A 21,712-nucleotide genomic window follows, 5' to 3' on the forward strand; every position below is an offset into this window, starting at 1 on the left:
GAGTTTTCCCCAGGCTTCTCCACGGATTCCGATTTGCTTTCGCCCCCGAGTTTGGCGCAGCTTTGGTCAAACACTTGTCAGAATGCGAATCGAACTTGATGAAATCCGCAAAAAACATATTGCAGCCCGAACATCGTGCCCTGAAAACGGCTGTGCTGGTGCTGGACGAATGCAACACGCTCAGCTTTGCGTCGGCCGTTGATCCAATGCGCGCCGCCAATCGGTTGGCGGATCGTCCGGCCTTTGACTGGGATTATGTGACAGCCACTGCTGAACCGGCCATGCTGACCAGTGCGCTTTCGGTTCCGGGTGTACCTTTGGCCCGGCTGCAATCCTGCGATCTGATGATTGTCGTTGCCGGGTTCCAACTGGCCCGCCATGCCACACCCAGCCTGCTGGCCGGCCTACGCCGCATCGCCAAGACCGGCGCCACAATGGCAGGTATTGATGGCGGTCCCTGGCTGCTGGCCGAGGCAGGCCTGCTGGACGGCCACGCCGCCACCACCCATTGGGAAGATTTGGAGAACTTCTCTGCCCGCTTCCCCGAAGTGGACGTGCGCCCTGACCGGTTTACCGTTTCTGAAGGCCGCCTGACCTCGGGCGGGGCGATCCCAGCGGTCGAGATGATGCTGCATATCATCGCCGCCCGCCATGGCGCCGGATTTGCCGCCCGCGTCTCGGGTCTGTTCCTCTATGACGGTGCGCCTGATCCCACAAAACCACAAAGCCGCACCGGTGCGCCGCACCGCCACACAGCTTTGACCGCCAAAGCCAATACGCTGATGCAATCCGCACTGGACGACCCTATGCCATTGGCAGATATCGCCGAAACCCTGGGCACCAGTTCACGCACCCTGCAACAGCAATTCCGCCTGCGCCTGAACACCACGCCGCAGGACCATTACCTGCAGCTCCGACTGGCCGAGGCGCGCAGATTGGTGACGGACACCGATATGTCACTGATGGATGTGGCTCTGGCGACGGGTTTCGCCTCGCAATCCAGCTTTTCCCGTGCCTTTCGCACAGCGCACGGCCTTTCGGCCCGGGACCTGAGGCAAGACAGGACACAACCCAGCCATCACTAAGCGGATCTGCTTCATCTGGCTGAAATACCTCGGGGGAGGCTCCGCCTGCGGAGACGAGGCCAGCGTCCCTAAAACGGCATAGGATGCGCGCGATGCGCTTCGGTGATTTCAGTCAGAATTTCCCCAGAAAGGCGAAGTTCCTTACCGTCGAGAATATGCCCAAGCTGCGCCACCGTTGTCGCGCCGAAAATGGCCGACATCATGAAGGGCCGCGTCCGGCACCAGGCCAGCGCCATATGGACCGGGTCCAGATCGTGGCGGTCAGCGATCTCTAGATAGGCCGCAACCGCCTCAAATGCCCGTCTGCGATGACGTCCACCCACCTCAGGCACCAATGACATCCGCGAACCCTCGGGCACCATGCCGTTTTGGTATTTCCCGGTCAAAAATCCGGCGGCAAGCGGTGAAAAGGCCATCAGCCCCACATCCTCATGCGCGCTCAGCTCGGCCATATCGGTGTCGAAATGCCGGCACATCAAAGAATACTCATTCTGAACCGATGCCACGCGAGGCGTGCCGGTGGCTTCGGCGATCCGCAACCACTGAGCGGTACCCCAAGCGCTTTCGTTCGAAAGGCCAAACGCTCGGATATTTCCTTTGTTGACCTGTTCCTTCAGGGCAACAAGGCACTCGTGCATATTGTCCAGAACCTCATCGGTATTGTGCCCCGAAGGCGCATAGGTCCAGTTTTGCCGGAACATATAGCTGCCGCGGTTCGGCCAGTGAAACTGATAAAGGTCGATGCAATCCGTTTGCAGTCGGCGCAAGGAACCTTCGACCGCCTCGGGGATTGTCTGCGGTGAAATCGGTGCGCCATCGCGCGCATGTGCGAACCCTGCCCCAGAATGCTTGGTTGCCAGAACATATTCACCACGCCGTGACGGGTTGGCGGCGTTCCAGTTGCCCAGAATTTCTTCGGTCCGGCCCACCGTCTCTTTCGAGATGGGATTCACCGGATACATCTCGGCGGCATCGACAAAATTAATGCCCCCATCAAGTGCCATGTCCATCTGAGTATGCGCGTCGGCCTCGGATGTCTGCGTACCAAATGTCATCGTACCCAGACACAGGTCTGTCACCATGATTCCAGTACGGCCCAGGGGCTTCATTTCCATCGCTCATTCTCCTGAAATCTGCGGAGGCCCTATGCCTCGGCTTTTTTTTCCCACCGGCCCGATTCCTCGGACCAATATTGCGCCGAACAGCCCGCCCCGGTCAGTGTTTTCCATTGCCCGCGGGCATGTTGGAGAGCCTGATCATCATTCCCATCGAACAGGATGCACACGCGTTCCAGCGCGTTCACTTCCTCGGGTTCAACCGCGGCACCATCAACAGCCATCACGCAAGCCGGATCATTTGCGGCCTCGGCCCCTGTCGTCAGCAATATGGGCTGGTCCCTGTCATGCGGCCCCCCGGTGCGGCCATGTGGCAGGAACCCTTCCTCGGGGCCCTGCCACAGCTTTTCGTCCAACCAATCCATCCGTGCGGGATCAGTTCCCCGCACGGCTATCTTCCACCCGGCCTGCCGCGCCTTGTCCAGCAACACGGGCAAGGTGTTTTCCAGCGGTTGGCGGGTCAGGTGATAGAAATAAACGGCGCCCATTGGATTATTCGAAATTGTCCTGCACGAACCGGCTCAGTGCGCGGACACCCCAACCGGTGGCCCCTTTGGGCGCATAGGATGTCTCGGTTGCAATCGAAGCCACCCCAGCAATGTCCAGATGGATCCAGGGGGTTTCGTCCTTCACGAACCGCTGCAGGAACTGCGCAGCAGTGATGGATCCGGCAGGTCGTCCACCGACATTCTTCATATCGGCGATACGCGATTTCAGCTGCTCGTCATAGGCTTTGCCCAGCGGCATCCGCCATGCGCCCTCATCCTCGGCCCCGGCAGCCTTTAGGAAGGCGTTGCAGAACGTGTCATTGTTCGAAAAGACACCGGCATTCTCATGCCCAAGCCCAATGATGATCGCGCCGGTCAATGTTGCCAGGTCGATCATGCCCACGGGGGCAAACCGCTCTTGCGCGTACCACATCACATCACACAGGACCAAACGGCCCTCGGCGTCGGTATTGATGACCTCGACCGTGTCGCCCTTCATCGACTTGACGACATCGCCGGGACGCGTGGCATTGCCCGAAGGCATGTTTTCCACTAGCCCGACAAGGCCCACGACATTGGCTTTGGCCTTGCGCTTGGCCAGCGCCCGCATGGTGCCGGCGACCACACCTGCCCCACCCATGTCCATAGTCATGTCTTCCATGCCTGCAGCGGGTTTCAAGGAAATGCCGCCGGTGTCAAACACGACGCCCTTACCCACCAGCGCCAGCGGCGCATCATCCTTGTCGCCTCCATTCCACTGCATCACCACAACCTTGGACGGGCTGACCGAGCCCTGCCCGACGCTTAACAAGGTGCGCATACCCAATTCGGCCAGTTTGTCTTCGTCGAGCACTTCGACGTCCAGGCCAAGTGCCTTCATTTCGGACAAACGATCCGCGAATTCGGTCGTTGTCAGCACATTGGCGGGTTCATTGGTCAGGTCCCGTGTCATCCGAACGCCATCGGCAATCGCATACAGCGGTGCGAATGCGGCTTCGACCTCATCATGTTTCTGATGACTGATTGTTACTGGTCCGGCTTCATCCGAATCTCGGGTTTTATGGGCATCGAAATCATAGCTGCGCAAAACGATCCCCAATGCCAGTTCTTCGGTCCGAGCCTGATTTCCGGCCATGACCAACAAGGGCTGGTGATCAGACAATTTGGCCAGCTTCGCCCCGGCCTTGCGCGCCTCTGCAGCATCGGCACGGCGCGACAGCACGAGAATATCAAGCGCTTCAGCGGCCATTCCGCCTGGCCAGGCAAGAGAGACTACATCGCCGGATTTCACGTTTTCGAACCGGTCGCTTTCGACAAGTCGCGCGACTGCGCCCCGGGTCAGACGGTTGGCGCGGCGTGCGGCTGGGTTCATCTTGCCTTCATCCGAGACAATAATCACGACGCGCCCTTTGGTCTGCGCCATCACGTCCACGTCAAAAGCCTTAAACTGAATTGGAACAAGACTGCTCATTGGGAACTCCTGAAAATCTGTTTCCCAAGACCTAGCCCGCGGCGACCGCATTGACCAGATAGCAGTTTTCCCCGCCGGGCATTTGCATTACAGTCGCGGAAAAAGTTCCGGCAGGGTCGGAGAGCGGGAGGGCGAATTGGCAAATCGGGGCAGGCATAGGCCGTTGCGCGCTGGCGCATGTACCGCTGATTCTCTTAACTTCAAGGCCCCCGCTGCAGGCAACGCAGTGATGCCGGGGGCGCGTTTGTGATCCTGGATCGATATTTTGCCCGCCGGTTCACCCAGAGCTTTCTGGTCATTGGCTGTATCTTTTTGACGCTGATGATTCTGATCGATCTGATTGAACAGGTACGGCGCTTTGATGAGGTCGATCTGTCATTTGGCCGGCTTTTGTATCTGACCCTATTGAATACGCCCGCCGCCATCGGTGAGATGCTGCCCCTGCTGATCATCCTGTCCACGATTGCGTTGTTCATCGGATTGGCGCGCAGCTCGGAATTGGTGGTGACGCGCTCGATCGGGCGATCTGGAATTCGCGTCCTGCTTGCACCTGTAACTTTGGCCCTGTTGATCGGAGCCTTGGCGGTTGCGGTGCTTAACCCGTTTGCTGCCGCAACTTCCGAAGAATTCCAACGGCTTTCCGATTCCTACCGTAACCGCACCAGCTCAGCTCTTTCGATCAGCAGTGAGGGTTTGTGGTTACGGCAAGCTACAGAAGAGGGCCAATCGGTTGTCCACGCGCGCCGAACGTCCAACGGTAACACCCTGCTGTTGAAGGACGTCACCATAATAACATTCGACGCGATTGGTCAGCCGACACGCCAGATCTCTGCCAAACAGGCCAAGTTGGAAGACGGTTTTTGGGTTTTACAGGATGCCAAGATCTGGCCGCTTATGAACGGCATCAATCCCGAAGCTGGCTCGAAAGAGCATGATCGTCTGGAGATTCCGACCACCCTGACACGTCAGCGCATTCTGGACAGGCTGGCCAACCAGGATTCGATGTCTGTCTACGATTTGCCCCAGTTGATCCGAGACCTGCGCGAGGCGGGCTTTTCGACCAAGCAATACGAGGTCTGGTTTCAGGTCCAACTGGCAAGACCTCTGTTTCTGGTCGCAATGGTCTTGATTGGCGCGGCCTTTACCATGCGGCATGTCCGGTTCGGCGGCACCGGAATAGCGGTGCTGACGGCTGTGTTACTGGGCTTCGCCATCTATTTCGTCCGTAATTTCGCGCAAATATTGGGAGAAAACGGTCAGTTGCCTATCTTCGTTGCAGCCTGGGCCCCGCCATTTGCGGCCATCCTTCTTTCTCTTGGCCTGCTGTTGCACGCGGAGGATGGCTGATGCGCAAATTCGCTCTGCTATTGCTCTCGGGTGCGGTTGCATTGTCTTTGCCTTCGGGTGTCCTGGCCCAGACTTTGCCGGAACAGGATCAAACGACGGACGCGTCCCAGCAAGAGCCACCAGCCTTACTTGTCGCCGACAAGATTTTCATAACCCCAGAGCGTGTGCTGATCGCAGAGGGCAATGTCGAAGCGTTTCAGGGTGACGTCAAAATGACGGCCAGTCGGATTTTGTACGACCGCGAAAGCGGTGAGCTTACACTGGAAGGACCGATCCGGATTGATCAGGGCAATCGAACGACAGTTCTGGCGGATTCCGGAGAACTCGACCGGGGTTTGCTCAACGGCCTTTTGATCGGCGCCCGAATGGTGTTCGACCAACAGGTGCAAATTGCCTCGGTGCAGGCGACACGTGCTGGCGGCAGATACACCCAGTTCAGCAAAGTCTCGGCGACGTCTTGCCATGTCTGCACGGATGGGCGGCCACCGCTCTGGCAAATCCGTGCCCGCAAGGTGACCCATGATCAGTTGGAACGACAGCTCTATTTCGAAGGTGCGCAATTCCGGGTGCTGGATGTGCCGGTCTTCTATTTCCCTTACCTGCGTCTTCCCGATCCAACGCTGGACCGGGCGACTGGTTTTTTGGTCCCATCGGTCCGCACCACCTCGCAGTTGGGCACAGGCATAAAGGTTCCCTATTTCTTCAAGCTTGGAGATCACAAGGACCTCACGCTGACACCTTACCTTTCCGGCAAGACCAGAACTCTGGGCTATCGCTATCGTCAGGCCTTTAAGAACGGACGGATCAAAATCGAAGGCGCGCATACTCGCGATGACCTTCAACGGGACGAGGCGCGCGGATATTTCTTTACCAACGGTTGGTTTGATCTGCCGGACGACTATCGCCTGACCTTCAACATTCGAACCACGTCCGACGATTCCTATCTGGCTGATTACGGCCTGCCCAACTTTGACCGTCTGCGCAGCGAAATTGCCCTGGAAAGGATCAAGCGCGATACCGCTTTCCGGACCAGCCTAAACCACTATAAAACCTTGCGAGATAGCGAGGATCAGGATCAGATTCCTTCTCGCATCTTCGACCTGAACTATCGCAAACGCTTCTTCCCGGCAGCTGTCGGAGGAGAGGTGCGGATGGCTTTCATCGGCCATGCCCATGAAAGAACGAGCAATGAGGACGTTATCGGGCGCGATGTTGCCCGAGCGACCTTCGATACCGAATGGCTGCGCAGCTGGATACTGGGCTGGGGGCTACGTGCAGATGCCCAAGTAGGCGCGTCAATCGACACGTTCAATATTCGCCACGACAGCGCCTATCCCGATCAGGTGACCCGCACGACCCCGCGCGCCGCACTGACGCTGCGCCTTCCAATGACTCGCCGCGAGGCGTCGGGCGCAACCCAGTTGCTGGAACCCATCGCGCAGATCGGGTGGACGCATGTCTCCGACAATGATGTTCCTATCGACGAAAGTACGTTTCAGGAGTTTGACCAGGGTAACCTGTTATCCCTGTCCCGATTCCCTGCCGAGGACAGGCGCGAAGATGGGGTCAGCGGCGTTGTTGGGATGAATTGGGCGCGTTATGGCTCCAGGGGCTGGCAAGCGCGTGCCACGATCGGTCAGGTCTTTCGTGCGGATGCTGATCCCGACTTTAACCTTACATCGGGCCTTCAGGGCACATCGTCCGATGTGTTGATCGCCGGACAACTTGAAACGCCCAACGGGTGGTCTCTGGCCGGGCGAGGTTTGGTGAACGGAGATTTCAGCTTTGCCAAGGCCGAGCTGCGTGCAGCATGGCAAAAGGAAACAACGGCCCTCAGCGGAAGCTATGTCTGGCAAGAACCCGATCCCGCAGAAAATGTCGACGATGAGATTTCTGAGATCTGGTTGCGCGGGCGGTACGACATCGATCAGAACTGGCAAACCCGTGCTCAGGCGCGGTATGACCTGAGCGAATCTGAACCGATCAGATATGGGTTGGGTATCACGTACCGGAACGAGTGTGTTCAGGTTAACATGTCGGTCAGCAGGCGCTATACCTCGTCATCAAGTATTGAGCCTTCGACCGAATTCGGCTTTACCGTAGCTCTGACAGGATATTCTGTCGAAGGTGGCGGCAAACAGTACAAGAGAAGATGCAGTTGATAACAGGTTTTTCACGTTTCTTTCGTTCCAGCCATATCGGGCTGGTTGCTCCGGCACTGGTTGCAGTTTCGATTGCCATAGCACCTGTAAAGGCAGTGGCGCAGAACCTGTTCTCGCCTGCCATAAAGGTCAATCAAGACATCGTGACCTGGTATGAGCTGGAACAGCGCCTGCAATTCCTGTCGATTCTGGGTGTTCCCGGCGCAACCGAGGAAGACGTGCGCAAAGCTCTGATAGACGACCGCCTGCGCAAACAGGCGATGCGCGACGCTGGAATCGTGGTCGCCCCCGAAGACGTTCAGGTTGGAATAGACCAATTTGCAGCCCGCGGTCAGCTTTCGAGCGACGAATTCCTGCAGCTTCTGGCGGATGCCGGTGTTGACCGTGAGACGGTTCGGGATTTCATCGAGGATCAGATTTCCTGGCGTGAATTCGTCAGCGCGCGTTTTCTGTCGCAGGCGAGACCATCGGAAGACGAGATCAATCGCGCACTTGGACAATCTGGAAGTGGTGGCCTGCAAGTCCTTCTTTCGGAAATCATTATTCCTGTGAACCAACAAAACCTGCCACAGGTTCAACTGCTGGCCGAAGAGATCGCCTTGATCGAGGGCTATGATTCCTTTTCAACCGCCGCAACACAGTACTCGGCGGCCGGAACTCGCACCAATGGGGGGCGCCTTGACTGGTTGAACTTGACCGATCTGCCCCCGGCGCTGCAGCCGGTCATCATCGGGCTCAAAAATGGTGACATCACCCAGCCCATTCCGCTGCCCAATGCCGTTGCACTGTTTCAGATGCGCGGTTTGCGTGAGACCGCTGCGAGTACGCCCACCTATTCCGAGATCGACTATGCTGTCTATTACATGCCCGGTGGTCGTAGCGCGGAAACACTGGCCGCAGCCGAAAAGCTGAAAGAAGAAATAGACACTTGCGATGATCTGTACGGTATCGTGCAAAACAAGCCAGCAGAAGTCTTAGAGCGGAATGTCAGCAAACCGTCGGAAATCCCGCGCGATATCGCATTGGAACTAGCCAAACTGGACCTGAACGAAGTTTCAACCACGTTGACCCGTAACAACGGCCAAACACTGGCTTTTGTGATGTTGTGCACACGTACCCGCAACCTTGGCGAAGAGACAACGCGTGCAGATGTCGCCAATGCTCTGACCCAGCAAAGGCTGCAAACACTTGCAGAAAGCCTGTTGGGGCAAATGCGTGCCGACGCAACTATTGTTGAACAATGAAGCCAATCGCGCTCAGCTGCGGCGACCCGGCCGGAATTGGGCCCGAGATCGCCGCAAAAGCCTGGGCCAGCCTTAGAACCACCTGCCCTTTCTTCTATATTGGCGATGCCGCGCATTTGCCGCCCGAGACACCGTCGGTACAGATCAGCGACGCCTCTCAGGCGGTCGAGATCTGTGGCTCTGCCCTGCCCGTACTGCAACTGGACTTTCCAGCCCCCAACCGGTCTGGGCACCCTAATCCAGCCAACGCCAGATCAGTTGTCACTGCCATTGAAACCGGCGTGGCGCTGGTTCAGTCCGGTTCTGCATCGGCGCTATGTACCGCACCGATCCACAAGAAAGCACTTATCGACGGGGCAGGTTTCTCATTCCCCGGCCATACTGAATTTCTGGGCGCCTTGGCTGGGTCCCAACGTGTTGTGATGATGCTGGCGAGCGACCAGCTGCGCGTTGTACCAGCAACCATCCACATCCCGCTCTCACGCGTTCCTTGCGAGCTTACGCCCGAGCTTTTGCGGGAAACCATCGAAATCACCGCCCAGGGACTACAATCACAGTTCGGTATTGCCACCCCGCGGATAGCCGTCGCGGGCCTCAACCCGCATGCCGGTGAAGGCGGCAAGATGGGACAAGAAGAACTGGACTGGATTGCGCCGCTGATCGCGGAGCTGCCCCGCAAAGAGTATACCGTAACCGGCCCGCACCCCGCGGATACATTGTTCCACGCCGCAGCGCGCGCGCGCTATGACGCCGCCATCGCCATGTATCACGATCAGGCTCTGATTCCGATCAAGACGCTGGATTTCGATCGCGGTGTGAACGTCACACTAGGCCTTCCATTTATCCGAACCTCACCCGATCACGGGACTGCACTGGACATTGCGGGGCAAGGCCTTGCAAACCCGACCAGCCTGATCGAAGCGCTGAAACTTGCCCAGCAGATGGCACAAAGCTCTTGATCCTTCAGCGGGCTGTAAATATCCCGGCCAGAGGTAAAAATTCTCTGGCGCTCTCCTATCAAACCGCGCCACGGTGATCGGATCATGAGCACTATCGACAACCTTCCCCCTCTCCGCGAGGTTATCGCCTCGCATCAACTCTCGGCTCGCAAGTCGCTGGGCCAGAACTTTTTGCTGGACCTGAACCTGACCGCCAAGATCGCGCGGCAGGCCGGAGATCTTGCGGAATGCGATGTTCTGGAAATCGGCCCCGGCCCCGGCGGGCTGACCCGTGGGCTACTTTCAGAAGGTGCGCGCAAGGTTATCGCAGTTGAAAAAGACACACGCTGTATCGCTGCCCTAAACGACATCGCCGCCGCCTATCCCGGTAGGCTTGAGGTCATCAACGGTGACGCGCTTGAGATTGATCCGCTTGTGCATCTCACACCACCGATCCGTGTGGCGGCGAACCTGCCCTATAACGTCGGCACCGAATTGCTGGTCCGCTGGCTGACTCCGCCGCAATGGCCTCCGTTCTGGCAAAGCCTGACCCTGATGTTTCAGCGCGAAGTGGCGGAACGGATCGTCGCCCAACCCGGCGGAAAAGCCTATGGCCGCTTGGCCATCCTTGCCCAATGGCGGACCGACGCGCGCATCGCCATGTCGCTGCCACCCGGCGCGTTCACCCCGCCCCCCAAGGTTTCAAGCGCTGTGGTCCACCTGACCGCCCTGCCTCAACCACGATATCCGGCTGACCCTGCCACCCTGTCCCGCGTGGTTGCCGCCGCATTTAATCAGCGCCGCAAGATGCTGCGGGCTTCACTGAAAGGCGTCGCACCCGATATCGAAGACCGCCTGATAGCCGCCGGGATCAAACCCACCGAACGTGCGGAACAAGTGCCTTTAGAAGCGTTCTGCGCATTGGCCCGCGAAGTCAAAAGATCCTGAAACAAAAAAACCCTGCAGTCTAACAGATCGCAGGGTTTTTCTTTTCTATACTGGCTGATTTACTCTGCCGCTTCAGGCGTATCACCGTTGCCGGAGGGCGTGTCCTCAGTCGCAGCAGGTGCGGCTTTGGGCTTGCGCGCCCGAGGCCGACGGGCCGGTTTTTCTTTTTTCTCGGCCTCTTCAGGGCTTTTGCTTTCAGGCGTTTCTACAAGCCCGGATTCCGGAGCAGCTGCGTCAGCGGCAAACCCCATCACATCAGGTTGAGGTGCCTCAGCGGGATCCGACTGGCGGACGGTTTCGCGTTCCTGACGCTCGGCACGCTCACGATCTCGTTCAGCCTGGCGTTCGCGATTCTGACGCTCTTGCTCCTCACGGCGTGCATCCATTTCACGCTGAGCTTCGCTAAGCAAACGCAGGTAATGTTCGGCGTGCTGCTGAAAGTTTTCGGCAGCTACACGGTCGTTAGACAACTGAGCATCGCGTGCAAGCTGATTATATTTATCAATAATCTGTTGCGGCGTGCCACGCACTTTGCCCTCTGGGCCAGAACTGTCGAAAACTCGGTTTACGACGTTGCCGCCAGAAGGACGATTGCGGTTATTCTTTGCCCGAGAGCGGGATTTGGAAGATCTCATCTACTTTAGTCAGCCTTGTCGTTCGCTGCCGATCAGTTCGCGTCTTGCACTGCTCAAGGGCTTAGCTTTGACACGATGTCGGCTTTTTTGGGCTTGGCGTCAGGGGCCCGCTGTAACAGCGTCAACCTCTCTGACTACACCTGAGTAAACACGTCCAGAGCGTGCAGACAAGAGGTTTGTCCCAATTTTTGTACCTTTTTTATATCAATCGGCGCATTTCGGCCTCAGAATGTTCCGTCATGAAGGCATTCTGGCGAAAACGACGCGGTCGCGACCGTCCAGATCGGGAATGATCCGTACGTCTGTCAATCCTGTTGCGTCAAACAAAGATGCGACGCTCTGCCCTTGCTCGGGTCCGATTTCGACAAGTAACCGACCATGGGGCAATAGAAAATCCGGGGCGGCGGCAGCAATCCTGCGGTAGGCCCCCAAGCCGTCACCTTCGTCTGTCAATGCCATCCGCGGCTCATGGTCCCGCACTTCAGGTGCCAGGGTGTCCATTTCCGGAAGGGAAATATAGGGCGGGTTTGAAACAATCAGGTCAAATTTAGCTTCAATGTCTCCAAACCAATCGGATTGCTTAATTTCGATCCGGTTCTGAACATCGTGTTGCACGGCATTTGCACTGGCCTGTAGGCAGGCCGCCTTACTCAGATCCACACCAATACCCGATGCACTGGTGCGTTCGGACAGCAATGTGATCAGGATGCACCCCGATCCAACCCCCAGATCGAGGACATAGTCAAAGGGTTCGCTCAGCGCGGCCTCGATCAGAACCTCTGTTTCCGGGCGTGGATCCAGCACGTCCCGGCTAACTTTGAACCGACGGCCGTAAAACTCACGTTCCCCCAACAGATGAGAAACGGGCACACGAATGACCCGAAGCGAGATCAGTTGCTCGTATCGCTCAGCAATATCCGGTAAAAGCTCTTCGGGTGTAATCAGTGTCACGCGACTTGCTTCGATCCGGGCGGCGTGGGCGAGTAGAACCCGCGCATCCCGCGCCGGATCAGCCACACCAGCCGCACGCAATCTTGCCGTAGCGGCCACCATGGCCTGAGCCGCTGTCTGGCCGCCGGTCATTGCGCCATCTCGGCCAGGAGACGCGCCTGATCATCCGCGGTCAATGCGTCGATTACCTCATCCAGATCGCCCTGCATCACCTGATCCAACTTGTACAGCGTCAGATTGATCCTGTGGTCCGTCATGCGGCCTTGCGGGAAATTATAGGTCCTGATCCGTTCCGACCGGTCGCCAGACCCGACCTGGTTCGCCCGATCTGCCGAGCGTTCGCTGTCAATCCGCTGACGCTCCTGATCATAGAGTCGAGTCTTCAGAACCTGCATCGCGATCTCGCGATTGCGGTGTTGAGATTTCTCGGAGCTGGTCACCACAAGCCCGGTGGGCAAGTGTGTAATCCGCACGGCCGAATCGGTGGTGTTCACGTGCTGCCCACCCGCACCCGAGCTGCGCATCGTGTCGATACGGATATCATTGGCGTCGATCTGAATATCGACATCCTCGGCCTCGGGCAGAACCGCCACCGTCGCCGCCGAGGTATGAATGCGCCCGCCACTTTCGGTCTCCGGCACCCGCTGCACCCGGTGAACGCCAGATTCGTATTTCAAACGGGCAAAGACGTTGTCGCCTTTGATATGGGCAACCACCTCTTTGATGCCGCCTAGATCCGACGCCTGCTCCTCGATAATCTCGAATTTCCAACCGCGCGCTTCGGAATACCGCTGATACATGCGCAGCAGGTCGCCCGCAAAAAGCGCGGCCTCATCACCACCGGTTCCAGGACGGATTTCCAGCATGGCCGGGCGCGCATCGGCTGCATCCCTAGGCAACAAGGCCAGTTGCAGGGCGTGTTCGGCACCGGGAATTTGGGCCTGCAGGTCGGGGATTTCCTCTTCGGCCAGCTCCCTCATATCGGGATCGGCCAGCATCGCCTCGGCCTCGGCAAGGTCAGTGACCAGCTGGCGCCATGCCATGATCTGATCGACCACGGGCTTGAGGTCCGAATATTCCTTGGCCAGCACAGCAATATCGCCGCCCAAAGCACCATCTGCCATGGCTGCTTCGAGGTATTGGAATCGCTGAGTTATCTGTTCAAGGCGTTCTTCGGGGATCATCCGGGCGGTGTCTCTTAATCCGGGGCTATGGTCAAGGGCTGTCCGTATGCTAAGCTGCGCCGCATGAGACGGTTGGTTCTGGTTCTATCGCTTTTTGCGACGCCCGTGATGGCCGATGTCGTCGGTCCCGGCGGCAAGGTACAGGACTGCTATTGCACTGACAAATCCGGGTCACGCGTTGAATTGGGCGAGATGATCTGCCTGCAGGTCGACGGTCGCATTTTCACTGCACAATGTCAGATGTCACTGAACGTTCCGATGTGGCGCGAGGTACAGGAAGGATGCTTGTCCTCAGGGCTGCATCCGCGCGAGCCAGCCATCAACGCGGTTTCGGTTTACCCCAAAATCTGAGCGTCCAAAGCGCAACCTGCCATAGATGCGCAGTGTATCGCCGTTCTGCTGGGCGGTTGTGTAATCTGGAAAACCTATCACTTTTGTACGGGTGATATAGGTGACCATCCTGTCATCAACTGACCCGGCCAGAACCTTTGTACGCGGAGCGGACGCAGCGATTTCGTTCAACTGCGCCAACCCGTCCGGCCCCGTTTCAAGTACTCGCGCGACGCCACCACGGAGGTCCCTGTTCGCGTCGCCGACGGGGGTATTGTGCCAAATGGCGGGATCAGATGGCGCAAGCCGTATATACGCCCCCACAAGGACAATCAGACCAGCAATCAGCCACAGCGCCATTTTCATCTTTTCCACTCTGTTAGATTGCGGAACCATATGCAGTTCCGCATAGCAAACAAGAGACTGCCATGATCCCTACCGTGACGTCACGCCTGGCAATATGCACAGCAGTTCAAACAGCAGATTGGCAGCGGTCAGCGCCGTATTGCCAGAGGGATCGTACGGCGGAGAAACCTCGACCAGATCACACCCAACCACATTTGTCCCGCCCAGGGCATGGATCAGTTGCAGCGCCTGCGGTGTGGTTAACCCGGCGATCTCGGGCGTGCCGGTTCCGGGGGCGAAAGACGGGTCCAGACTGTCAATGTCATAGGTGATATAGACCGGATGATCCCCGATCTCATTGCGTATCTGCGCGCCCATGACCGTCAGGTTCTGCTGCCAAAGCTCCCATGCGGGGTATTGGCGAAAGCCCCACCCTTTGGCCTCGGTAAAGTCCGATGCCGCATAGCCAGAGCCTCGGATGCCGATCTGAAAGGTTTTTTCCGGCACGATCAGCCCTTCTTCATAGGCACGCCGGAAAACGGTGCCATGGGTTTCCTTTTCGCCAAACATCTCATCATTTACATCCGCATGGGCATCCACATGGACCAGCGCCACAGGCCCGTGTTTCGCGGCTATCGCCCGAAGGATCGGCAAGGTGATCGAGTGATCGCCCCCCATCGCCACAGGTGTCACACCCTGCGCCAGAATCGCGTCATAGCTTTCCTTGATGATCCTCAGACTGTCGGACAGCGAAAAGGTGTTGATTGCCAGATCGCCGATGTCGGCGATTTGCAGGCTGTCGAAGGGGGCCGCAAAGGTGGCCATATTGTAAGGCCGCAGCATCGCACTTTCGCTGCGGATCTGTTTCGGTCCGAACCGTGTCCCCGACCGCCAAGAGGTGCCAATGTCCATCGGTATGCCTATTACGGCCACATCCAATCCGGCCAACGTATCCGCCTGCGGCAGGCGCATAAACGTGTTTGGGCCGGAAAAACGCGCCAGATCGTTACCGCTGATTGGTTGGTTGAATTGTGTCATGCCGTTTTGTCTTCCGTCCTGCCCTGCTGCTAACCTGATACCGGAAAGATGGCTAACCAAAGGTTAAGGCTTCAGCTTGTTCCATCCCAGCAGGCAAATGATTTGCGTCGCCACATGTGCGCCTGCAATCGCTGTCGCACCTGAGGTGTCATAGGGAGGCGAAACCTCGACCACGTCCCCGCCTTTGATGTTGATCCCAGCAATGTCGCGCAGGATGATCTGGGCCTGAATCGAACTCAGTCCACCCCAGACCGGCGTTCCCGTGCCAGGCGCAAAGGCCGGGTCCAGACCGTCGATATCGAAGCTCAGGTAAACCGGGTTGTCACCAAGAATGCCTTTGATCTTTTGCGCCACGGCGGCGGGACCGGACTCGTACACCTCCCGAGCGTCAATGATGTTGACCCCCAAAGTATCTTCGTTCGTCGTACGAATACCCACCTGAACCGAGCGCTTGGGGTCCACAATCCCTGATTTGACCGCCTTGTAGAACATGGTCCCATGATCCACGCGAGACATGTCGTCGTCAGCCCACGTATCCGTATGCGCATCAAATTGCAGCAAGGACATCGGCCCGTATTTCTCGGCATAGGCCTTCAGGATCGGAAAGCTGATATAGTGGTCCCCACCAAGCGTCACCGAGGCCACGTCAGCGTTGAGAATTGTGCGAATGTGGTCCGTCAATGTGTCCGGAAAGGCAGGTATATTGGCGTAGTCATAAGCCATGTCCCCATAATCCACGATTGCCAATTCGCTTAGCGCATCAAACGGCCAGCCATAAGGCTCATCCGGGGATTGCAACGTGCTGGCCTCGCGGATGGCGCGTGGCCCAAGACGCGTACCGGGACGGTTCGTCACCGCCTGATCAAATGGCACGCCGGTTACGGCGATATCAATCCCGGTCAGATCCTTGGTATACAAGCGGCGCAAAAATGACATCGCCCCCCCGAAAGTATTCTCGTACGAGACGCCTTTCAGTTCAGGATTGGTAAACGCCTCGTCGACGAAATTCTTTGAATCTTCCAGTGCCATGTCTTTCTCCTGTCAGCCCAAAGGCTGGGCCTTTTCGACGATCCGCGCAAAGAAAGACGCCCCAACCGGCGCGATGTCGTCGTTGAAGTTGTATTTCGGATGATGCAGTCCGGCCCCCTCGCCTTGCCCCAGAAACAGGTAAGCGCCGGGGCGCGACTGCAGCATGTATGAAAAATCCTCGGCCCCCATCATCGCGTCGACATTGGTCATCACGCGATCTGCACCGGCAACATCACGCGCGATTTCTGCGGCAAAACCAGTCTTGTCGGCGTCATTGATTGTTGCAGGATAGTTGACCTCATAGTCCAGCCGCGCTTCGACACCATAGGATTGGGCTTGTCCTTGTACGATCTGTTCCATCCGCTCCATCACCATTTTCTGCACAGTCGGATCAAAAGTGCGCACAGTGCCGTTGATAAAGGCGGTATCGGGGATCACGTTGTTCACGGTGCCGGTATGGATTTGCGTGACCGAGATCACCAGACTGTCCAAAGCATAGTTGTTACGACTGACGATGGTCTGAATCGCCTGGGCGATACCGCAGGCCGCCATCACCGGATCCCGGGTTTCATGCGGCATGGCACCATGGCCACCAAGGCCCTGAATGTGAACTTCGAACGTATCAACAGCAGCCATGATCGGCCCGGGGGTTGTCTGAAAGGATCCTTCGGGAATTCCAGGCGCATTGTGCAATGCATAGATTTGGGAAATGTCGAACCGGTCCATGATCCCCTCTTCGACCATGACGCCCGCGCCACCACCCTCTTCTTCGGCCGGTTGAAAGATCAGCGCCACGCGTCCACGGAAATTTCGGGTTTCCGCCAAATAGCGCGCCGCGCCCAACAACATCGTGGTGTGCCCGTCATGACCGCAGGCATGCATGTTTCCGGGCTTGGTTGATTGGTACGCGACCCCTGTTTCCTCGGGGATAGGCAAAGCGTCCATATCAGCGCGCAGACCTATCGTCGGCCCCTCACCCTGGCCATTGATGATCGCAACGATCCCAGTAGTGGCGATCCCTTGGTGCACCTCATCCACATCGAACTCACGGAGTCGATCAGCGACAAAGGCCGCGGTTTCGTGGCATTCGAATGCAAGCTCGGGGATCGTATGCAGATGCTGGCGCCATGCGGCCATATCGGCAGAGAAATCGGCAATTCGGTTGACGACGGGCATCTGGGGTGGACTCCTGATCGTGACTGCGGAATGGATGCATCTGACACCGGAACGAAAGGGTTCGCAATGGCCGAAAATCCTCTGATCCTTGACAGCGATGCTGGCATCGAACGCTTGTTAGAGATCATGCGCCGACTGCGCGACCCTCAAACTGGCTGCCCATGGGATATTGAGCAGGATTTCGGCACGGTCGCTCCTTATACGATCGAAGAGGCTTATGAGGTCGCTGATGCCATCGAACGTGAGGCTTATGATGAGCTGAAGGGCGAACTTGGGGATCTGCTGTTCCAGTCTGTCTTTCATGCACAAATGGCCGAAGAAGCCGGGCATTTCACCTTTCAGGACGTGGTGCGCACCATGTCGGACAAGATGGTCGCCCGGCACCCGCATGTCTTTGGCGACGAATCCCGCGACAAATCGGCAGAGCAGCAAACACTGGACTGGGAAGCCATCAAAGCAGCCGAACGTGCTGGTAAAGAACAACAAGGCGCGTTGGACGGTGTCGCCGCCAACCTACCCGCCCTGCTGCGTGCTCTCAAATTGCAGAAACGTGCCGCCCGTGTTGGATTCGACTGGCCCGATGCCAGCCATGTGCTGGCCAAGATTACCGAAGAGGCTGCCGAGCTCGAAGAGGCACGCGACCGCATGGATGCGGATGCGTTAGAGGATGAGTTCGGCGATCTACTATTCGTTATGGTCAATCTGGGCCGCCATCTTGGGGTCGAGCCCGAGACCGCCCTGCGTCGGACCAACGCCAAGTTCACCCGCCGGTTCGAACAGGTCGAGTCGCGCCTGGCTGCACGGGGGAAAACCCCAACGGAAAGCACGCTGGAAGAGATGGACGCGCTTTGGGACGAGGTGAAGATCGAGGAACATCGGGCCAATGGCAAACTCCCGCCGGCAAAGGCCGAGGCCGGAACGTAAAACCGCTAGACAAGCTCTCGGACACTTGCGAGTGTCCCACCTTCACGACCTCCGGAGACGATCATGCCCGCTCGCAAAATCATTATAGACACCGATCCGGGACAGGACGACGCCGTCGCCATTCTGCTGGCGCTTGCCAGCCCCGACGAAATTGAGGTTTTGGGCATTACCGCAGTCGCTGGCAACGTACCCTTAGAGCTGACAGCCAAAAACGCGCGTATTGTCTGCGAACTGGCTGGCCATACCCAGACCCCCGTCTATGCCGGATGCGACCGCCCGTTAGAGCGCCCCCTGATCACTGCGGAGCATGTGCATGGCAAAACTGGCTTGGATGGGCCGGTTCTGCCGGATCCGCAGATGCCGCTGTCCGAAGGACATGCCGTCGATTTCATCATCGACACGTTGCTCGCGCATGAACCAGGCTCCGTTACGCTCTGTCCCCTTGGGCCATTGACCAACATCGCCACAGCGTTCCGCAAAGCGCCTGACATCGTTGACCGGGTTCAAGAGATCGTTTTGATGGGAGGGGCATATTTCGAAGTTGGAAACATCACCCCAACCGCCGAATTTAACATTTACGTCGATCCAGAAGCCGCTGATATTGTGTTCAAATCTGGACGTCCCATTGTGGTGATGTCGCTTGATGTCACGCATAAAGCTCTGGTGACCAAGACGCGCAACGATGCCTTCCGTAGAATTGGAAACAAGGCCGGTGTCGCGGTGGCCGAGATGACCGATTTCTTTGAACGGTTCGACAAGAACAAATACGGCTCGGAAGGTGCTCCGCTACACGACCCTTGCGTGACAGCCTATCTTATCAAGCCCGAACTGTTTACCGGGCGGCTGGTGAATGTCGAGGTCGAGACCCAATCAGAGCTGACCCTGGGCATGACTGTTGCCGATTGGTGGGGTGTTACCGACAGAAAACCCAACGCCCTGTTCATCGGAGAAATTGACGCTGGCGGGTTTTTTGATCTGCTCACGGATCGGCTGGCCCGACTATGAGCGCCGCACTTCGCCTTGCCCGCCCCGAGGATCTGGAACGTCTGGTTGGTCTGGTCGCCGCCTTTCACGCCGAAGAAGGCATTACCCAGGATGCCGATCAGACGCGCAATGCGCTTGCCCCTCTTCTCGAGGGAATACCTTTTGGGTGCATCTACCTGATTGGCCCCGGTCGCGCACCCTTGGGCTATGTCATCCTGACCTTTGGGTGGTCGGTTGAATTCGGCGGCATGGATGGATTCGTGGATGAGATCTATATTCGTCCTGCCGTGCGAGGGCGCGGAATTGCGTCTGAAGTCTTGCTGGATTTGCCCAAGGCGTTGGCGAGCGCGGGGCTCACAGCCTTGCATCTTGAAGTCGATCGTACAAACGAGACGGCACAGAAACTGTATCTACGCACAGGTTTCAAGCCTCGTGACCGCTATATGCTGATGAGCAAAACCCTTTGATCCATTTCTGTGTGGCTGAACAACAAGACCACCCGCGAAAGATTGACAGACCCTACCGGGCCTCACCGCGACGGATGTAAACCGGAGCTTCAAGGTTTGCCACCGGATCGTCAGGGGACACTGCCGTACCGGTGATCGGATATGTTCCAGGCTCTGAGCAAGCAACCAGAAATACAGTGCTGAGTGCAGACGCTACCAGAAGAAGTTTCGAACCATTCATAGTGTTCCCCTTATCTGTTATTTCAATATGATACGAATGCGCACTACAGAACAAAAAGGAAAAAGTTCACACATAAGGATCGCTAGCGCAGGACCCCTATATAAGTCATTAATATATCTAGATAATACTATTCATAACCTCCCAAGTTTCTTCTGACCCAATCATGCTAAAGTGCCGGTTTGAGATTTAGACATGGGCAAAACCTACAATCCAACACAAAAAACCCGGCCCATTTCCACAGGCCAGGCAATCAAAATTCAGGCTTACAGTTTTCAGCGCTTGAGGATTGAGGCCCCTGCGTATTCGGCAATCTCACCCAGAGATTCTTCGATACGGATCAGTTGATTATACTTGGCTAACCGATCTGACCGCGCCAATGATCCGGTTTTGATCTGACCGCAATTCGTGGCCACTGCCAGATCGGCTATCGTGGCATCTTCGGTCTCGCCCGAGCGGTGCGACATCACATTGGTATAGCGTGCGCGATGGGCCATATCGACGGCGCGCAGCGTCTCGGTCAGCGATCCGATCTGGTTCACCTTGACCAGCATCGAGTTGGCGCAGCCGCGTTCAATCCCTTCCGCCAGTCGCGTGGGGTTGGTGACGAACAGATCGTCGCCCACCAGTTGCACCTTGTCGCCGATGGCGTCGGTCAGGGCCTTCCAGCCGTCCCAGTCATCCTCAGACATACCGTCTTCGATTGAGATGATCGGATAGTCGTTGACCAGAGCGGCCAGATAGTCGGCATTTTCTTCCGAGGTCAGGCTCTTGCCCTCACCGGACAGGACGTATTTGCCGTCTTTGTAATACTCGGTCGCGGCGCAGTCCAAAGCCAGATGGATTTCCTCACCGGGCTTGTAGCCCGCCTTTTCGATGGATTTCAGAATGAAATCCAGTGCCTCGCGCGTACTGGCGATGTTGGGGGCAAAGCCGCCCTCGTCGCCGACACCTGTGGCCAGACCTGCCGACGACAGCTCTTTCTTCAGAGTGTGGAACACCTCGGACCCCATGCGCACCGCGTCGCGGATATTCGCGGCCGAGGTCGGCATGATCATAAATTCCTGAATGTCGATCGGGTTGTCAGCATGTTCGCCACCGTTGATGATGTTCATCATCGGCACGGGCAGGATACGGGCCGAGGTGCCGCCGACATAGCGGAACAGCGGCTGCGTGGTGAAATCCGCTGCCGCCTTGGCCGTTGCCAGCGAAACCCCCAGAATGGCGTTTGCGCCGAGACGGCCTTTGTTCTCGGTGCCGTCCAGTTCGATCATAGTCTGGTCGATCGCTACCTGCTCGGTCGCGTCGAACCCAACCAGTTCTTCGGCGATCTCACCATTTACGGCGGCAACCGCTTCGAGCACGCCCTTGCCCATATAGCGCGATTTGTCGCCATCACGCTTTTCGACCGCCTCATAGGCGCCGGTCGAGGCACCCGACGGGACGGCGGCACGGCCCATGGTGCCGTCTTCCAGGATCACGTCCACTTCGACGGTCGGGTTGCCCCGGCTGTCCAGAATTTCGCGTGCATGGATGTCGATGATGGTGCTCATGAGGCCCGTCCCTGTGGCTGCAATCAGTTGCCAGCCTCATATCAGTATAGGGCAAAAAGTAAACCACTCATGTTATCGCTA

General features: G+C 57.4%; 22 protein-coding genes. 10 read left to right on the plus strand and 12 right to left on the minus strand.

What is annotated here, in order from left to right:
• Window positions 1-98 precede the first annotated feature (98 nt).
• Window positions 99-1,085 carry a GlxA family transcriptional regulator gene (locus AC2FH8_RS03600; protein WP_142633426.1) on the plus strand — a complete coding sequence of 329 codons (987 nt, stop codon included), beginning with the start codon at window positions 99-101 and terminating at the stop codon, window positions 1,083-1,085.
• A gap of 68 nt (window positions 1,086-1,153) precedes the next feature.
• Here the strand turns inward: AC2FH8_RS03600 and AC2FH8_RS03605 are convergent, their stop codons facing one another.
• Genes AC2FH8_RS03605 through AC2FH8_RS03615 form a run of 3 tightly spaced genes read right to left on the minus strand, consistent with a single transcriptional unit; the run spans window position 1,154 to window position 4,159 of the window.
• Window positions 1,154-2,200, minus strand: coding sequence for an aldo/keto reductase (locus tag AC2FH8_RS03605; RefSeq protein ID WP_142633424.1), 1,047 nt, complete (start codon window positions 2,198-2,200; stop codon window positions 1,154-1,156).
• A gap of 29 nt (window positions 2,201-2,229) precedes the next feature.
• On the minus strand, window positions 2,230-2,688 hold the full coding sequence (locus AC2FH8_RS03610) for a DNA polymerase III subunit chi (protein WP_271947429.1): 459 nt from the start codon (window positions 2,686-2,688) through the stop codon (window positions 2,230-2,232).
• Between the two features lie 4 nt (window positions 2,689-2,692).
• On the minus strand, window positions 2,693-4,159 hold the full coding sequence (locus tag AC2FH8_RS03615; protein WP_496688304.1) for a leucyl aminopeptidase: 1,467 nt from the start codon (window positions 4,157-4,159) through the stop codon (window positions 2,693-2,695).
• A 246-nt stretch (window positions 4,160-4,405) separates the two neighbouring features.
• Here AC2FH8_RS03615 and lptG point away from each other — a divergent pair, with 246 nt between their 5' ends.
• From lptG to rsmA, 5 genes are all read left to right on the plus strand, one after another.
• On the plus strand, window positions 4,406-5,506 hold the full coding sequence (gene lptG, locus AC2FH8_RS03620) for an LPS export ABC transporter permease LptG (protein ID WP_142633419.1): 1,101 nt from the start codon (window positions 4,406-4,408) through the stop codon (window positions 5,504-5,506).
• Entirely contained in the window at window positions 5,506-7,668 is a 2,163-nt protein-coding gene (locus AC2FH8_RS03625) for an LPS-assembly protein LptD (RefSeq protein ID WP_496688307.1), read from the plus strand. The genes lptG and AC2FH8_RS03625 overlap by 1 nt, the downstream gene beginning before the upstream one ends.
• Window positions 7,659-8,912, plus strand: coding sequence for a peptidylprolyl isomerase (locus AC2FH8_RS03630; protein WP_496688309.1), 1,254 nt, complete (start codon window positions 7,659-7,661; stop codon window positions 8,910-8,912). The genes AC2FH8_RS03625 and AC2FH8_RS03630 overlap by 10 nt, the downstream gene beginning before the upstream one ends.
• Entirely contained in the window at window positions 8,909-9,871 is a 963-nt protein-coding gene (pdxA, locus tag AC2FH8_RS03635) for a 4-hydroxythreonine-4-phosphate dehydrogenase PdxA (RefSeq protein ID WP_496688311.1), read from the plus strand. Before AC2FH8_RS03630 ends, pdxA begins: the two co-directional genes overlap by 4 nt.
• Window positions 9,872-9,955: 84 nt before the next feature.
• A complete protein-coding gene (rsmA, locus tag AC2FH8_RS03640) occupies window positions 9,956-10,798 on the plus strand; it encodes a 16S rRNA (adenine(1518)-N(6)/adenine(1519)-N(6))-dimethyltransferase RsmA (protein ID WP_496688313.1) in 843 nt (280 codons plus the stop codon).
• A gap of 59 nt (window positions 10,799-10,857) precedes the next feature.
• Here rsmA and AC2FH8_RS03645 read toward each other — a convergent pair whose 3' ends face one another.
• The 3 genes from AC2FH8_RS03645 to prfA all read right to left on the minus strand — a co-directional run bounded on the left by AC2FH8_RS03645 (window position 10,858) and on the right by prfA (window position 13,568).
• Window positions 10,858-11,433 carry a DUF4167 domain-containing protein gene (locus tag AC2FH8_RS03645; RefSeq protein WP_281971982.1) on the minus strand — a complete coding sequence of 192 codons (576 nt, stop codon included), beginning with the start codon at window positions 11,431-11,433 and terminating at the stop codon, window positions 10,858-10,860.
• Between the two features lie 237 nt (window positions 11,434-11,670).
• Complete coding sequence (prmC, locus tag AC2FH8_RS03650; protein ID WP_496688316.1) at window positions 11,671-12,516, minus strand: peptide chain release factor N(5)-glutamine methyltransferase; 846 nt, start codon at window positions 12,514-12,516, stop codon at window positions 11,671-11,673.
• Window positions 12,513-13,568, minus strand: coding sequence for a peptide chain release factor 1 (prfA, locus tag AC2FH8_RS03655; RefSeq protein ID WP_281971980.1), 1,056 nt, complete (start codon window positions 13,566-13,568; stop codon window positions 12,513-12,515). The genes prmC and prfA overlap by 4 nt, the downstream gene beginning before the upstream one ends.
• A 63-nt stretch (window positions 13,569-13,631) precedes the next feature.
• Between prfA and AC2FH8_RS03660 the strand changes: the two genes are divergently transcribed.
• Window positions 13,632-13,919 (plus strand): hypothetical protein, encoded by a 288-nt coding sequence (locus tag AC2FH8_RS03660; RefSeq protein WP_142633397.1) that lies wholly within the window; start codon window positions 13,632-13,634, stop codon window positions 13,917-13,919.
• Here AC2FH8_RS03660 and AC2FH8_RS03665 read toward each other — a convergent pair.
• The 4 genes from AC2FH8_RS03665 to AC2FH8_RS03680 all read right to left on the minus strand — a co-directional run bounded on the left by AC2FH8_RS03665 (window position 13,860) and on the right by AC2FH8_RS03680 (window position 17,486).
• Window positions 13,860-14,264: a DUF1499 domain-containing protein gene (locus AC2FH8_RS03665; protein ID WP_496688660.1), complete on the minus strand. Its 405-nt coding sequence runs from the start codon at window positions 14,262-14,264 to the stop codon at window positions 13,860-13,862. The genes AC2FH8_RS03660 and AC2FH8_RS03665 overlap by 60 nt on opposite strands.
• 69 nt (window positions 14,265-14,333) lie before the next feature.
• Complete coding sequence (gene speB / locus AC2FH8_RS03670) at window positions 14,334-15,281, minus strand: agmatinase (protein WP_496688319.1); 948 nt, start codon at window positions 15,279-15,281, stop codon at window positions 14,334-14,336.
• Between the two features lie 63 nt (window positions 15,282-15,344).
• Window positions 15,345-16,310 carry an agmatinase gene (speB, locus tag AC2FH8_RS03675; protein ID WP_142633391.1) on the minus strand — a complete coding sequence of 322 codons (966 nt, stop codon included), beginning with the start codon at window positions 16,308-16,310 and terminating at the stop codon, window positions 15,345-15,347.
• Window positions 16,311-16,322: 12 nt separating this feature from the next.
• Window positions 16,323-17,486: a M20 aminoacylase family protein gene (locus AC2FH8_RS03680; protein ID WP_142633389.1), complete on the minus strand. Its 1,164-nt coding sequence runs from the start codon at window positions 17,484-17,486 to the stop codon at window positions 16,323-16,325.
• Window positions 17,487-17,552: 66 nt separating this feature from the next.
• Here AC2FH8_RS03680 and mazG point away from each other — a divergent pair, with 66 nt between their 5' ends.
• The 3 genes from mazG to AC2FH8_RS03695 all read left to right on the plus strand — a co-directional run bounded on the left by mazG (window position 17,553) and on the right by AC2FH8_RS03695 (window position 19,861).
• Window positions 17,553-18,410, plus strand: a complete 858-nt coding sequence (gene mazG / locus AC2FH8_RS03685) for a nucleoside triphosphate pyrophosphohydrolase (protein WP_281994995.1) — start codon at window positions 17,553-17,555, stop codon at window positions 18,408-18,410.
• 63 nt (window positions 18,411-18,473) lie between these two features.
• A complete protein-coding gene (locus AC2FH8_RS03690) occupies window positions 18,474-19,415 on the plus strand; it encodes a nucleoside hydrolase (RefSeq protein WP_281994512.1) in 942 nt (313 codons plus the stop codon).
• Entirely contained in the window at window positions 19,412-19,861 is a 450-nt protein-coding gene (locus AC2FH8_RS03695) for a GNAT family N-acetyltransferase (RefSeq protein ID WP_142633385.1), read from the plus strand. Before AC2FH8_RS03690 ends, AC2FH8_RS03695 begins: the two co-directional genes overlap by 4 nt.
• A 52-nt stretch (window positions 19,862-19,913) precedes the next feature.
• Here the strand turns inward: AC2FH8_RS03695 and AC2FH8_RS03700 are convergent, their stop codons facing one another.
• Together AC2FH8_RS03700 and eno are read right to left on the minus strand one after the other, a co-directional pair.
• Complete coding sequence (locus AC2FH8_RS03700; protein ID WP_185956604.1) at window positions 19,914-20,081, minus strand: hypothetical protein; 168 nt, start codon at window positions 20,079-20,081, stop codon at window positions 19,914-19,916.
• A gap of 272 nt (window positions 20,082-20,353) precedes the next feature.
• Window positions 20,354-21,631 carry a phosphopyruvate hydratase gene (eno, locus tag AC2FH8_RS03705; protein ID WP_496688322.1) on the minus strand — a complete coding sequence of 426 codons (1,278 nt, stop codon included), beginning with the start codon at window positions 21,629-21,631 and terminating at the stop codon, window positions 20,354-20,356.
• Window positions 21,632-21,712 lie beyond the last annotated feature (81 nt).

The organism is Ruegeria sp. CDSC025, from assembly GCF_059610805.1.